At 66.5% G+C, this 13,094-nt stretch carries 10 protein-coding genes; 7 read left to right on the top strand and 3 right to left on the bottom strand.

The features are described 5' to 3' along the window. Nucleotides 1-5: 5 nt before the first annotated feature. The 3 genes from IVB40_RS27695 to IVB40_RS27705 are packed head-to-tail and all read right to left on the bottom strand — an operon-like array spanning nt 6 to nt 1,545. Complete coding sequence (locus tag IVB40_RS27695) at nt 6-269, bottom strand: DUF6111 family protein (protein WP_018454951.1); 264 nt, start codon at nt 267-269, stop codon at nt 6-8. Further along, nucleotides 266-937 (bottom strand): CoA pyrophosphatase, encoded by a 672-nt coding sequence (locus tag IVB40_RS27700; protein WP_247466246.1) that lies wholly within the window; start codon nt 935-937, stop codon nt 266-268. Before IVB40_RS27700 ends, IVB40_RS27695 begins: the two co-directional genes overlap by 4 nt. Further along, nucleotides 934-1,545, bottom strand: coding sequence for a DUF1285 domain-containing protein (locus IVB40_RS27705; protein ID WP_063993497.1), 612 nt, complete (start codon nt 1,543-1,545; stop codon nt 934-936). Before IVB40_RS27705 ends, IVB40_RS27700 begins: the two co-directional genes overlap by 4 nt. A gap of 280 nt (nt 1,546-1,825) precedes the next feature. On the opposite strand from IVB40_RS27705, the gene IVB40_RS27710 reads away from it, so the two are divergent. From IVB40_RS27710 to IVB40_RS27740, 7 genes are all read left to right on the top strand, one after another. Further along, on the top strand, nt 1,826-2,824 hold the full coding sequence (locus IVB40_RS27710) for a MoxR family ATPase (RefSeq protein WP_027516392.1): 999 nt from the start codon (nt 1,826-1,828) through the stop codon (nt 2,822-2,824). Next, nucleotides 2,824-3,768: a DUF58 domain-containing protein gene (locus IVB40_RS27715; RefSeq protein ID WP_247816887.1), complete on the top strand. Its 945-nt coding sequence runs from the start codon at nt 2,824-2,826 to the stop codon at nt 3,766-3,768. The genes IVB40_RS27710 and IVB40_RS27715 overlap by 1 nt, the downstream gene beginning before the upstream one ends. Beyond that, a complete protein-coding gene (locus IVB40_RS27720) occupies nt 3,765-6,578 on the top strand; it encodes a DUF4159 domain-containing protein (protein WP_247816888.1) in 2,814 nt (937 codons plus the stop codon). The genes IVB40_RS27715 and IVB40_RS27720 overlap by 4 nt, the downstream gene beginning before the upstream one ends. 7 nt (nt 6,579-6,585) lie before the next feature. Beyond that, nucleotides 6,586-8,649 carry a hypothetical protein gene (locus tag IVB40_RS27725; protein WP_247816889.1) on the top strand — a complete coding sequence of 688 codons (2,064 nt, stop codon included), beginning with the start codon at nt 6,586-6,588 and terminating at the stop codon, nt 8,647-8,649. A 281-nt stretch (nt 8,650-8,930) separates the two neighbouring features. After that, nucleotides 8,931-9,944: an alpha/beta hydrolase gene (locus tag IVB40_RS27730; RefSeq protein WP_247816890.1), complete on the top strand. Its 1,014-nt coding sequence runs from the start codon at nt 8,931-8,933 to the stop codon at nt 9,942-9,944. 227 nt (nt 9,945-10,171) lie between these two features. Further along, nucleotides 10,172-10,576, top strand: coding sequence for a DUF2946 family protein (locus IVB40_RS27735; RefSeq protein WP_247816891.1), 405 nt, complete (start codon nt 10,172-10,174; stop codon nt 10,574-10,576). A 149-nt stretch (nt 10,577-10,725) separates the two neighbouring features. After that, complete coding sequence (locus IVB40_RS27740) at nt 10,726-13,086, top strand: TonB-dependent receptor (RefSeq protein ID WP_247816892.1); 2,361 nt, start codon at nt 10,726-10,728, stop codon at nt 13,084-13,086. Nucleotides 13,087-13,094 lie beyond the last annotated feature (8 nt).

Consider the following 13,094-nt stretch of genomic DNA (forward strand, 5'->3'; position numbering starts at 1 on the left):
CGGCCCTATCTTTCCACGCCCGGCACGAGCTTGCCGTTCTCGACATGGGCGGGGACATAGGTCGAATCCGGCGCGGCGCCGGAGAAATGCGCAAAGCCGATCAGCCCCGCGATCACCAGCACGAGCGCCGCCAGCATGAGGCGTGCGACGATGGTGATCGGCCAGGACGATTGCACGAACAGGCCGGAGCGCGTGGCGGCCAGGAACAGCGCATAGACGGCAAAGGGAACGAGGAAGATTCCGATCTCGGTCAGGATCGGGCGGATCATGAGGAATAGATCCGCTCGTAGAGTACGCGCAGCATGCCGGCCGTCGCGCCCCAGATGTAGCGTTCGGCAAACGGCATCGCGTAGTAGGACCGCTCCATGCCGCGGAATTCCTTGCTGTGCACCTGGTGGTTGGCCGGGTTCATCAGGAAGGATAGCGGCACTTCGAACGCGTCATCAACCTCGGAATGGTTGATCGTCAGCTCAAAACCCGGGCGCACCCTGGCAACCGTGGGCAGGATGCGGAAGCCGAAGCCGGTGCCATAGAGATCGAGATAGCCGATCGGCTCGACGAAGTCTCTGGACAGCCCGACCTCCTCCTCGGCCTCGCGCAGCGCCGCATCGAGCGGCGAGGAGTCCGTCGCGTCGATCTTGCCGCCGGGAAAGGCGATCTGGCCGGCATGGTCGTTCAGATGCGCCGAGCGCTGCGTCAGGAGGATGGTCGGCTCGGGATGATCGACCACTGCGATCAGGACCGCCGCCGGCCGCACCGGCTGCTCGCGCGCGATGATCTCGAGCATCTTGTCGGTACCGGGATCGCCCGAGGCCGGAATGATGTTGGGATCGTAGAGACCGGGCGGAACGTCGAAGCCGAGCCGCGCGGCAGAGCGGGCGAAGAAATCGGCCGCACCGATCACGGCGGGATCGTTCCTGGAGATAGGCTTGTTCAAAGCGCGGCCCTCACCTGCTCCGCATCGGCCATGGCAAAGAATTCGCCGGCCGATTCGACACCGAACATCGGCTGGCCATCGACCATCCGCTCCTCACCCATGTCAACCAGATCGTAATAGAGCGCGCGGGTGACCTTGGCCCAGAGCTCGGCGCGGACGTGCAGATAGGGCGTCAGCCCGCCGTCCTTGGCCTGTTCGAAGCGCAGCCGGTGCGCCGCATCGCAGGTGACCCAGTCGTCGACATTGGTGCGGAAGCGGAGCACGCGGTGGTTGTCCTCGCCGTCCTTCTGCATCTCGACCGCCATGAACGGCGCGTCATCGACGCGAATGCCGACCTTCTCCACCGGCGTGACGAGGAAATGCTTGTCGCCTTCACGCTTGAGGATGGTCGAGAACAGGCGAACCAAAGCATGACGGCCGATTGGCGTCCCCAAATAGAACCAAGTACCATCGGACGCGATTCGCATGTCGAGATCGCCGCAGAACGGCGGATTCCACAAATGCACCGGAGGCAGGCCCTTTTTGGCGCCTTCGGCATCGGCAGCAGTTTTGGCAGCGGCAGTCAGCCCCTCAAGACCGCGATCGGCGCTCTGCCCTTGGTTCGCCATGGTTTGCCCTGACTTTGTCATTTGGCACGATCGGTCATTTGGCACGATTGGTGCAGGTTTACGTTGTATCCGGGTGCTCGGTTCCACCCCGCATTCGTCCGGTGTGGAGGTCGCCACTTCGTGATGCCCTACATATCCCTAAGCCGATAAGGTGGGGATAGGTTAATTCAACGAATACATGGCCTTCCTGCAAGTCTAGCATAGGGCCCACGTCTTGAGTTGAGGACGTGATGACATGACGACGCAAGCGAGCCGCATGGCAGGCTGAAGGAGCTAACGGATGGCTGAGAGTGTCGAGAAGCTCGAAGACGGAGTAGTCCGTTCAGCCGAGCAGGTGTCGAGCCAGATTCGTGCGGCAAAGGATGCGATCGCGTCCGTCATCTTCGGTCAGGATCGCGTGATCGAGAACACGCTGGTCACCATCCTCTCCGGCGGCCATGCGTTGTTGATCGGCGTCCCCGGTCTCGCCAAGACCAAGCTGGTCGAGACGCTCGGCATCACGCTCGGCCTCGATGCCAAGCGCATCCAGTTCACGCCCGACCTGATGCCGTCGGACATTCTCGGCGCCGAAGTGCTCGACGAGAGCACCTCCGGCAAGCGTGCCTTCCGCTTCATCTCCGGCCCCGTGTTCGCGCAACTGCTGATGGCCGACGAGATCAACCGCGCCAGCCCGCGCACGCAATCTGCGCTGCTCCAGGCGATGCAGGAGCAGCACATCACCGTTGCCGGCGCGCGTCACGATCTGCCGAAGCCGTTCCACGTGCTCGCCACGCAAAACCCGCTGGAGCAGGAAGGCACCTATCCGCTGCCTGAAGCCCAGCTCGACCGTTTCCTGATGGAGATCGACGTCGACTATCCCGATCGTGACGCCGAGCGCCGCATCCTGTTCGAGACCACCGGCGCCGACGAGACGCTGGCAAAGGGCGCGATGACCCCTGATGCACTCATCACCGCGCAGCGACTGATCCGGCGGCTGCCGGTCGGCGATTCCGTGGTCGAGGCGATCCTGTCGCTGGTGCGCTCGGCCCGTCCGGGTCCGGATGGCGGCGACACCAGCAAGTTCATCGCCTGGGGACCGGGCCCGCGCGCCAGCCAATCGCTGATGCTCGCGGTGCGCGCACGCGCGCTGATCGACGGACGCCTTGCGCCCTCGATTGACGACGTGCTCGACCTCGCCGAGCCCGTGCTGAAGCACCGCATGGCGCTGACATTCCAGGCGCGCGCCGAAGGCCGCACGATTCCGGACGTGATCCGGCAATTGAAAACACGGATCGGTTGATGGCGGCGGAGAACGGGCACGCAGCGAAGGAGATCATCGCGATCCGACGTGCCGATGGCGAAAGCCGCACGCTCGCAGCTTCCTTGCCGCGCCTGGTGCTCGAGGCCCGCCGCATCGCCGCCAACGTCATCCACGGCCTGCACGGCCGCCGCCGCGCTGGCTCCGGCGAAAATTTCTGGCAATACCGCCGCTTCGTCTCCGGCGAGCCGTCGCAGAACGTCGACTGGCGGCGCTCGGCGCGCGACGATCTCCTCTACGTCCGCGAGCTCGAATGGGAAGCCTCGCACACGGTCTGGATCTGGCCCGACCGCTCGCCTTCGATGGCGTTCGCTTCAAAGCACGCGCGTGAATCCAAGCTCGAGCGGACGCTGATCGTCGCCTTCGCGCTGGCCGAGCTGCTGGTCTCCGGCGGCGAACGCGTCGGCATTCCCGGGCTGATGGCACCGACCGCGAGCCGCAGCGTCATCGACAAGATGGCGCAGGCGATGCTGCACGACGATGCCGACCGCTTGAGCCTGCCGCCGTCCTTCGTGCCCGCGGCGCTGGCCGAGACGATCGTGCTGTCGGATTTCTGGTCGCCGATCTCCGAGATCAGGACCACGCTCGCCGGCCTGTCCGGCTCCGGTGCGCATGGCACGCTGGTCCAGGTCGTCGATCCCGCCGAGGAATCATTCCCGTATTCCGGCCGCGTCGAGTTCGTCGAGCCGGAAGGGTTCGGCGTGATCACCGCCGGCCGCGCCGAGAGCTGGGCGCAGGATTACACCGCGCGGCTCGCGCTGCACCGCGACCAGATCCGCGCCGAGACCAACAAGCTGGACTGGCTGTTCACGACGCACGCCACCGACCGCTCGGCCGCTGAGCTCTTGCTGTTCCTGCATGCCGGCATGCAGGTGAGCAAGTCGGGCGCCCGCACCACGACCATCAAGGCGGGGCCGGCAGCATGATGGGACTGCCGCTCGCCTTCACCGAACCGCTGCTCCTGATCGGCCTCGTCAGCCTGCCGGTGCTGTGGTGGCTATTGCGCGTGATGCCGCCGCGGCCGCGCCGCATCGAGTTTCCGCCGACGCGCCTGCTGTTCGACATCGCACCGCGCGAAGAGACCCCATCGCGGACGCCGTGGTGGCTGACAGCATTGCGGCTGCTGGCTGCGGCGCTGGTTATTTTCGCCGCCGCCGGCCCGATCTGGAATCCGCAAACAGGCGCGGCCGCCAGCAAGGCGCCGCTGATGATCATGTTCGACGACGGCTGGAGCGCGGCATCGAACTGGGACATCCGGATCAGGGCCGCCGACGAGTTGATCGCGAGTGCCGAGAACGACCGCCGTGCGATTGCGCTGGTGCCGCTGTCCGAGCCGAACCGCGATATCACATTGATGCCGGCGGGCGCCGCGCGCGTCGCGCTGCGGCAGCTCACGCCGAAGCCGTATTCGATCGAGCGCGTCGAGACCCTGACCGCAATCGATCGCTTCCTGAAGGCGACCGGCGACTGCGAGATCGCCTGGCTCTCCGACAGCGTCGACACCGGTCGCGGCGAGGAATTCGTGGCTGGCCTCGGCAAGACCGTCGGCGATCGCAGCCTGACCGTGTTCGAAGGCGGCACCTCCTCAGCCCTGGCGCTGGTCGCGGCAGAGAATGCCGCAGCCAGGATGACGGTGAAGGTGCTGCGCACCGACAGCGGAATCGCCATCGGCACCGTGCGCGCGCTGGACCAGAAGGCCTCGCCGATCGGCGAAGCGCGTTATTCGTTCGGCCCGCAGGACAAGGAAACCGAAGCTTCGTTCGATCTGCCGGTCGAGCTGCGCAACGACATCACGCGGCTGGAAATTGCCGGTGAGCGCTCCGCAGGAGCGGTGCAGCTGCTCGACAAGCGCTGGCGCCGCCGCGCCATCGGCATCGTCTCGGGCTCGACCAGCGAGACCGCGCAGCCGCTGCTGGCGCCGACCTTCTATCTGACCCGCGCGCTGGCGCCGTTCGCCGACGTGCGGCTCGCCGACAAGGGCTCGCCGCAGCAGGGCATCACGCAGTTCCTCGACCAGAAGCTGCCGATGATCATCCTCGCCGATGTCGGCACCATCGCCCCGGAAATCCGCGAGCGTCTCAATGCCTGGATCGATCAGGGCGGCGTGCTGGTGCGGTTCGCTGGTCCGCGGCTGGCGCAGGCCGAGGACGATCTCGTTCCCGTCAAGCTGCGCAAGGGCGGCCGGACGCTCGGCGGCAGCCTGACCTGGGAAAAGCCGCAACATCTGGCCTCCTTTGCCGCTGACGGTCCGTTTGCCGGCGTCGTGGTCCCCAAGGACGTCACCATCAGCCGCCAGGTGCTGGCCGAGCCCGACGCCGTGCTCGCCACCAAGAGCTGGGCGTCGCTGGAAGACGGCACGCCGCTGGTGACGGGCGAGCATCGCGGCAAGGGCGTCGTCAGCCTGTTCCACGTCAGCGCAGACATGCGCTGGTCGGATCTGCCCATGTCAGGCACCTTCGTCGAAATCCTGCGGCGCGTCGTCGACATGTCCGGCTATACCGCTAAGCCGGGTGCAGGCGTTGCCACTGAGGGGACCGCCGAGACGGTGGCGCCGCTGCACATCCTCGACGGCTTCGGCGTCTTCGGCCCGCCGCCAGCCGCCGCAAAGCCGCTGCCCGCGGATTATCGCGACCGCGCCACACCCGATCATCCGCCGGGCTTCTATGGTCCGGCAGAAGGACCGCTCGCCGTGAACACGCTTGCCAGCGCCGACCGTATCGCAGCCCTGAACACCGCGAGCCTGCGCGCCCGGCGCGCCACCTACACCAATGCCGAGCCGCAGGACTTGCGCGGCTGGCTGCTGTCGACCGCGCTCGCGCTGTTCCTGATCGACGCCATTATCGTCGCGGTGCTCGGCGGCGGTCTTGCCGCGCTGCTGCGCCGCCGCGCCGCGCCCGCGATGATCGTCGTCGGACTGTTGCTTGCAGGCTTCGCCTCGTTCGTGCCGACGCCGTCGCACGCGGACAGCGCGTCCGACGAGTTCGCGATGAAGGCGGTGTCGCAGACCCGCCTTGCTTATGTCGTGACCGGCAATGCCGACGTGGATTCCATCGTCAGGGCAGGGCTGTCGGGACTGACGCTGTTCCTGGCGCAGCGCACCGCGCTCGAGGCCGGCGATCCCGTCGGCATCGATCCGGCGCGCGACGAACTCGCCTTCTTCCCGCTGATCTACTGGCCGATCGTGCCGGGCGCGCCCAAGCCGTCCCGGGACGCCATCAACAAGATCGACGCCTACATGAAGCAGGGCGGCACCGTGCTGTTCGACACCCGCGACGCGGTCGAAGCGCCGCCCGGCGCGAACGGCGCCGCGCAGACCCCCGCCATGCAGACGCTCCGCGAGATCCTGTCCTCGCTCGACGTGCCCGAGCTGGAGCCGGTGCCGCGCGAGCACGTGCTGACCAAGACCTTCTTTCTCCTGCGCGACTTCCCCGGCCGCTTCACAACCGGCCAGACCTGGGTCGAGACCTTGCCGCGCGAAGACGACGAAGACAGCGCGCAGCGGCCGGCACGCGGCGGCGACGGCGTCTCGCCGATCATCATCACCTCGAACGACCTTGCCGGCGCCTGGGCCGTGCGGCCCGACGGCCAGGCCATGCTGCCGGTGACCGGCGGCGACCCCCGCCAGCGCGAATTCGCCTACCGCGCCGGCGCCAACATCGTGATGTACACGCTGACCGGCAACTACAAGGCCGACCAGGTGCACGCACCGGCCCTGATCGAACGGCTGGGGCAATAGGATCGATATGAATTACGGCATCGCATTCACGCCGCTGGTTCCCACGATCGTGCTGTGGCTCGCGCTGGCCGCGATCGTCGTCATCGCGCTCGTGCTGCTGCTGGCGCGGGCGCGCGGCGCCGCCGTGCGCGTGGCCGCGCTGGCGCTGTTCCTGCTGGCGCTCGCCAACCCCTCCTTCACCCGCGAGGACCGCGATCCCCTCACCTCGGTCGCCGCAATCGTCGTCGACAAGAGCCCGAGCCAGAATTTCGGTAATCGCAATCGCGAAGCCGCTCAGGCGCAGGAAGCGCTGGTCGACAGCCTGAAGAAGATCAAGGGGCTCGAGGTCCGCGTCGTCGATGCCGGGCAGGCCGACGGCGAGACCGACGGCACCAAGCTGTTCGGGGCGCTGGCCTCGGCCTTGTCGGACGTGCCGGTCGACCGGGTCGCCGGTGCGTTCCTGATCACCGACGGCCGCGTCCATGACATTCCGGCCAACGCCGCGGGGCTCGGCTTCCAGGCGCCGGTGCACGCGCTGATCACCGGGCAGAAGGACGAGCGCGACCGCCGTATCGCGGTCATCGCCGCGCCGCGTTTCGGCATCGTCGGGCAGCCCCAGACCATCACCTACCGCCTCGACGATCAGGGCGTCAGCGGCGAGCGCGCCAAGGTCACGGTCCGCAGAGACGGCGAGGTCATCAACGAGCGCACGCTTTCAAGCGGCCAGGCCGCAAGCGTCGACGTCGACATCAAGCATTCCGGGCCGAACATCGTCGAGATCGAGGCCTCGCCGCTCGAGCGGGAATTGACGCCGGTGAACAACCGCGCCGTCGTCGCCATCGACGGTGTGCGCGACAAGCTGCGCGTGCTGCTGGTCTCGGGCGAGCCGCATTCCGGCGAGCGCACCTGGCGCAATCTGCTCAAGTCCGATGCCAGCGTCGACCTCGTCCACTTCACCATTCTGCGGCCGCCGGAGAAGCAGGACGGCACGCCGATCAACGAATTGTCGCTGATCGCGTTTCCGACCCGCGAGCTGTTCCAGCAGAAGATCAACGAATTCCAGCTGATCATCTTCGACCGCTATGCCCGCCAGGGCGTGCTGCCGATCGCTTATTTCGACAACATCGCACGCTACGTTCGTTCCGGCGGCGCGGTGCTGGTCTCGGCCGGCCCCGACTACGCGTCCAACACCAGCATCTGGCGCACGCCGCTGGATTCGGTGCTGCCGGCCGAACCGGTCGGGGTGACGGAAAAGCCGTTCTACGCGCATCTGTCCGACGTCGGCAAACGCCATCCCGTCACGCGTGGCCTCGAGGGCTCGGCCTCCGAGCCGCCGCGCTGGAGCCGGTTCTTCCGCACCGTCGAGACCCGCAATGCGGTCAACCCGCCCGTCATGACGGGCGTCGACGGCAAGCCGCTGCTGTTCCTGTCGCGTTTCGGCGAGGGCCGCGTCGCGCTGCTGCTCTCCGACCACATCTGGCTGTGGGCGCGCGGCTATGAAGGCGGCGGCCCGCATCTCGATCTGTTGCGGCGGATGTCGCACTGGCTGATGAAGCAGCCGGATCTGGACGAGGAAGCGTTGCGCCTGCAGGTGCAGGGCAAGAATCTCGTGGTGGTGCGCCAGACCATGGCGGACAGCGTTCAGCCGGTGAGCGTGACCTCGCCGTCCGGCGTGTCGCGTGACCTGACGCTTGCAGCCGGCGATCCCGGCGAATGGCGCGCCAGCCTGCCGGCGAGCGAGCTCGGCCTGTGGCAGGCCACCGACGGCACGCTGAAGGCGCTGATCAATGTCGGCCCGACCAATCCGAAGGAATTTTCGGAAGTCACCTCCACCACCGACACGTTGAAGCCCCTGACCCAGGCGACCGGCGGTGACGCCGTGCGCGTGGTCGACGGCGCCAGCGTCGAGCTGCCGCGCATCCTGCCGGTCCGCTCGGCGAGCGTCTTCCATGGTGACGGCTGGATGGGCGTGCGGATGCGCGACGCCAGCGTCGTGAAGGGCGTCGGCGTGCTGCCGATCTTTGCCGGCCTGATCGGCCTGTTGCTGCTGCTCGGCGCGTTTGCTGCGACGTGGGTCCGTGAAGGGCGGTAGGCGGCTTACGGGCCAGCATGGCCGAGCTTACCCGCCTCCCTTCGCTTCCGTTAGTTGGATAAACCCCATCGTCCCTTCTTCGCCGGAAGCTCCAGAGCGCCTTCGCCCCCGAACCCGGTCGAATGTAGCGCGTTAGGAAATCTGGAGGCGGTTCTTCCTCGACCGTGGGCAGGCGTGTCCCTGTCCAGGCATCGCCCGCCGCGGACAAGAGCAGTTCTGAACGCAGCATTCGCAGCACCCAAACAGCGCGAGCGTTCGATGAGAAGCGGAGTTACTCGACCATGACAGACCCACTTCACCAGCGCACGTTCAGCTCGCCTCGTCAGACAACGCGCTATATCGAGTGCGGGCCGGCCGACGGACCGTTGATGATCTTCGTCCATGGCTGGCCGAGCATCAGTTTGATGTGGCGCGCGCAGATGGACGCGTTTGCCGCCGACGGTTGGCACTGCGTCGCTCCCGATCTGCGCGGCTACGGCGGCTCTTCCACGCCCGCAGCCAACGAAGCCTATACCATCGAGGAAATCGTGACGGACATGGCCGAACTCCATGATCACCTGGGCGGCAAGCCTGCGATCTGGGTTGGCCACGACTGGGGCTGTGTTGTGGTCGGTGAGTTGGTCGCGCATCAGCCAAAGCGCAGCCGCGGAGTCGTGCTGACCTCGCTGGCATATCAACCCGACGGGCACGCCCTGCGCACAGTCGTCCCGCTGGTCGACCGAACAATCTATCCGGCTGACCAATATCCGGATGGCCAGTGGGATTACTACCGTTACTACACCACGCACTTCGAGGCGGCAGTCGCCGACCTCGATGCAGACTTGGCAGCATCGCTGGCGTCGATCTTTCGGCCAGGCGACCCCGCCGGCATCGGCAAGGTTTCGCCGAATGCGATGGTCACGCGCAATGGAGGGCGCTTTGGCGCCGCGCACCGCGCTCCGCCGACTGAGCCCGATCCCGCTCTCTGGCCGCCGGCGGATTTCGACGTGCTGGTGCAGACGGTCAAGACTCATGGCTTCCGCCCATCCTGCGCGTGGTACCTGAACGACGACGCCAACATCGCCTATGCGCGCAAAGCACCCAGTGGCGGCCGCCTGTCGCAGCCGGTGCTGTTCGTTAACGGCGACTTTGATCAGATCTGCAGCATCATCGGAAATCGCCAAGGTGACCCGATGCGCGCGGCCTGCCCGGACCTGACCGTGACGAGCATGCCAGCAGGGCATTGGCTGCCGCTGGAGCGCAAGGCAGAACACATCGAGGCCATCCGCACCTGGCTCCAGAGCAAAAACCTCTGATGCCGCCTCCTCGCGCTGGCACTGAGTCAATCAATTGCGTCCCCGTAGCCATTCGTTAGGTCCTCAGCCTAGATCTTTCAGTTGCCCGCACGACACGGCGAGGAGCCGGCCCGCGCGGGTCGGCTCGACAGCGGTTGACATCCGCTGACTGATCGGGCGATGTTACATTATAACATCGCGGAACGCCGAGGGGATTGGCACCTGGCGATGTGGGGTGACGTTTCCAGATGAAGTGGTTCCGGTCGAATATCAGGCACGGCGCCCGGCTCGCGATCTTCGCGATGCTGGTGCAGTTCGCGCTGACGTTCGGCCACAGCCATTGGTTCGCCCAGGCGGCTCCCCTCACTCAGTCCTCGCTTCAGCAGACCGACAGCCCCCAAAGCCTTGCCTCGATCGACCGCGCGGCGGTCGCGAGGCAATCGCCGTTGGCTCCCGACCGGGAGCACCCGGGCGAGGACAATTGCGCGATCTGCGCATTGGTCGCGATGGCCGGCACCGTCATGTTCGCGGCGCCGCCTGTGTTGTTGCTGCCGCAGGCGATCGACCTGCTCTACCGCACCACCGATGCCGAATTCGTCCATCTGAAATCGGCCGGCACGGCATTCCAGCCGCGCGCTCCTCCCGCTTCCTGACTTCCAACAACGCTTGATCATGCTCGGGCTCGCCGCAAATCGGCGCATGCCCGGGAGCAGTTGAAGTCGAATTCCGTCGCCCAGCGACGGCAGGCCGCCTCCGATCAGCAGACGAACATTGCGGACGGCGCCTGACTGGAATCAGGACCATGTCATTCAAATTGCGGCGCGCGCAGCGTCTTGGTGGAGCAAGCCTGCTTCTGCTCGGCGCCGCCACCTCGGCGCTGGCCGAGGATAAATCATCGACCGAGATCCCCGCCGTCACCGTGACGGCCCCGAGTCCCATCGTGCGCAGGGCGGTGGTGCCGACCCGCAACTCGGGCCGACCCACGCGAACCGCGCGGGCACGTAGCCAGCAACGCACGGCGGACGCCACGCCGGCAGCCGCGGCGCCGGCCGCACCTCAGCAGGGCGTGCTGCCCATCGTGACCAACCAGTTCGCGACGGTCACGGTGGTGCCGAACGAAGAGATCCGCCGCGAGGGCGGCGGCCAGCTCGGCGATCTCCTGTTCTCCAAGCCCGGCATCACCGGCTCGAGCTTCGCGCCCGGTGCCTCCAGCCGGCCGATCATCCGGGGGCTCGACGTCAACCGCGTCGGCATCGTCGAGAACGGCACCAATGCCGGCGGCGCCTCCGATCTCGGCGAGGACCACTTCGTCCCGATCGATCCGCTCGCGACCAACCAGGTCGAGGTGGTGCGCGGACCGGCCGCGCTGCGCTACGGCTCGACCTCGATCGGCGGCGTCGTCAGCGCCACCAACAACCGGATTCCGGATGCGCTGCCGAACTGCGGTGCCCAGCCGTTCCAGAGTTTCGGCCTGCCGGTCAAGGCGCCGCTCGCGAGCACCGCGACTTCGCCTTGCATCACCGCCGAGACGCGCAGCGCGTTCAGTTCGGTCGACCGCGGCGTCGAAAGCGGCGTGCTGCTCGACACCGGCGGCGGCAATTTTGCCTTCCATGCCGACGTCTACGGGCGCAACACCACCGACTACAGCATCCCGAGCTACCCATACCTCACCGACCAGACCCGGCCCGTCGCCAACGGACGCCAGCCCAACTCGGCGACACGCTCGGACGGGGCCTCGATCGGCGGCTCCTACTTTTTCCAAGGCGGCTATATCGGTGCGGCGATCACGCAGAACGACGCGCTCTACCACATCCCCGGGATCGACGGCGCTGACCACAACACGCGGATCGACGGCCATCAGACCAAGATCAACGTCAAGGGCGAGTACCATCCCGACGCTGCGGCGATCGATGTCGTTCGCTTCTGGGCCGGCGCGACCGACTACCGGCACAACGAGATCGGGCTTGCCGATCCCGCCGATCCCAATAGCGACGCCGTGCGGCAGACCTTCACCAACAAGGAGCAGGAGATCCGCACCGAGGTGCAGCTGATGCCGTTCAACGCGCGCTTCGCCGAGGTGACGACGGCGTTGGGCTTCCAGGTCGGCCATCAGGAATTGAGCGCACCGAGCTCGGACAATCCGGGCACGCTGTTCAACGGCCTGTGGGACCCGAACAACAGCACGCGCGTCGCCGGTTACGCCTTCAACGAGTTCAAGTTCACGGACGCGACGCGGGCGCAGATCGCCGGGCGCATCGAGCATGTCGAGCTGCACGGCACGACGCCGGATTTTCCCGCGGACTTCCTGCCCGACGGCACACCGCAGGCGGCGATTTCGCGCAATCCGGCGTTCACGCCGAAGAGCGGCAGCGTCGGCCTGTTGCAGGACCTGCCGGGCGGCCTGGTCGGCAGCATCACCGCGCAATATGTCGAGCGCGCGCCTAAGGCGGCGGAGCTGTTCTCGCGCGGTGCGCATGATGCGACCGCGACCTTCGACATCGGAAACCCCAACCTCGGCATCGAGACCGCGAAGTCCGTCGAGATTGGCCTGCGCAAGGCGACCGGACCGTTCCGGTTCGAAGCGACCGTCTACTACACGCACTTCAACAATTTCATCTATCGCCGTCTCACCGGCGTGATGTGCGACGACGATTTTGCCTCGTGCGGCGCACCCGGCGCCGAGGTGAACCAGGCGGTCTATTCGCAGCGGGACGCGAATTTCCGCGGCGGCGAATTCCAGTCGCAGCTCGACGTCGGTGCATTCCGGGGCGGCATCTGGGGCATCGAGAACCAGTTCGACGTGGTCCGTGCCACCTTCACCGACGGCACCAACGTGCCGCGCATTCCGCCGCTGAGACTGGGCGCCGGCGTGTTCTGGCGCGACGACAACTGGCTGATGCGCGTCAATCTGTTGCACGCCTTCGCTCAGAACAACGTCGCCGTGATCGCGGAAACGCCGACATCGGGTTACAACCTCTTGAAGGCCGAGGTCAGCTACAAGACCAAGCTCGACCCAAATGCATTCGGCGCGCGCGAGATGCTGCTCGGCCTCGTCGGCAACAATCTGTTGAACGAAAACATCCGCAACTCGGTGTCCTACACCAAGGACGAGGTGTTGATGCCCGGCATCGGGGTGCGGGCGTTCGCGAACTTCAAGTTCTGAAAGCGCGA

It is taken from the genome of Bradyrhizobium sp. 40, from assembly GCF_023100925.1.
GTDB lineage: Bacteria > Pseudomonadota > Alphaproteobacteria > Rhizobiales > Xanthobacteraceae > Bradyrhizobium.

Bases quoted from the DNA above. Each gene is read 5' to 3' on its own strand.
- IVB40_RS27715 (WP_247816887.1), top strand. From the start codon at position 2,824: ATGGCGGCGGAGAACGGGCACGCAGCGAAGGAGATCATCGCGATCCGA.
- IVB40_RS27705 (WP_063993497.1), bottom strand. From the start codon at position 1,545: ATGGCGAACCAAGGGCAGAGCGCCGATCGCGGTCTTGAGGGGCTGACT.
- IVB40_RS27695 (WP_018454951.1), bottom strand. From the start codon at position 269: ATGATCCGCCCGATCCTGACCGAGATCGGAATCTTCCTCGTTCCCTTT.
- IVB40_RS27730 (WP_247816890.1), top strand. From the start codon at position 8,931: ATGACAGACCCACTTCACCAGCGCACGTTCAGCTCGCCTCGTCAGACA.
- IVB40_RS27735 (WP_247816891.1), top strand. From the start codon at position 10,172: ATGAAGTGGTTCCGGTCGAATATCAGGCACGGCGCCCGGCTCGCGATC.
- IVB40_RS27710 (WP_027516392.1), top strand. From the start codon at position 1,826: ATGGCTGAGAGTGTCGAGAAGCTCGAAGACGGAGTAGTCCGTTCAGCC.
- IVB40_RS27725 (WP_247816889.1), top strand. From the start codon at position 6,586: ATGAATTACGGCATCGCATTCACGCCGCTGGTTCCCACGATCGTGCTG.
- IVB40_RS27720 (WP_247816888.1), top strand. From the start codon at position 3,765: ATGATGGGACTGCCGCTCGCCTTCACCGAACCGCTGCTCCTGATCGGC.
- IVB40_RS27740 (WP_247816892.1), top strand. From the start codon at position 10,726: ATGTCATTCAAATTGCGGCGCGCGCAGCGTCTTGGTGGAGCAAGCCTG.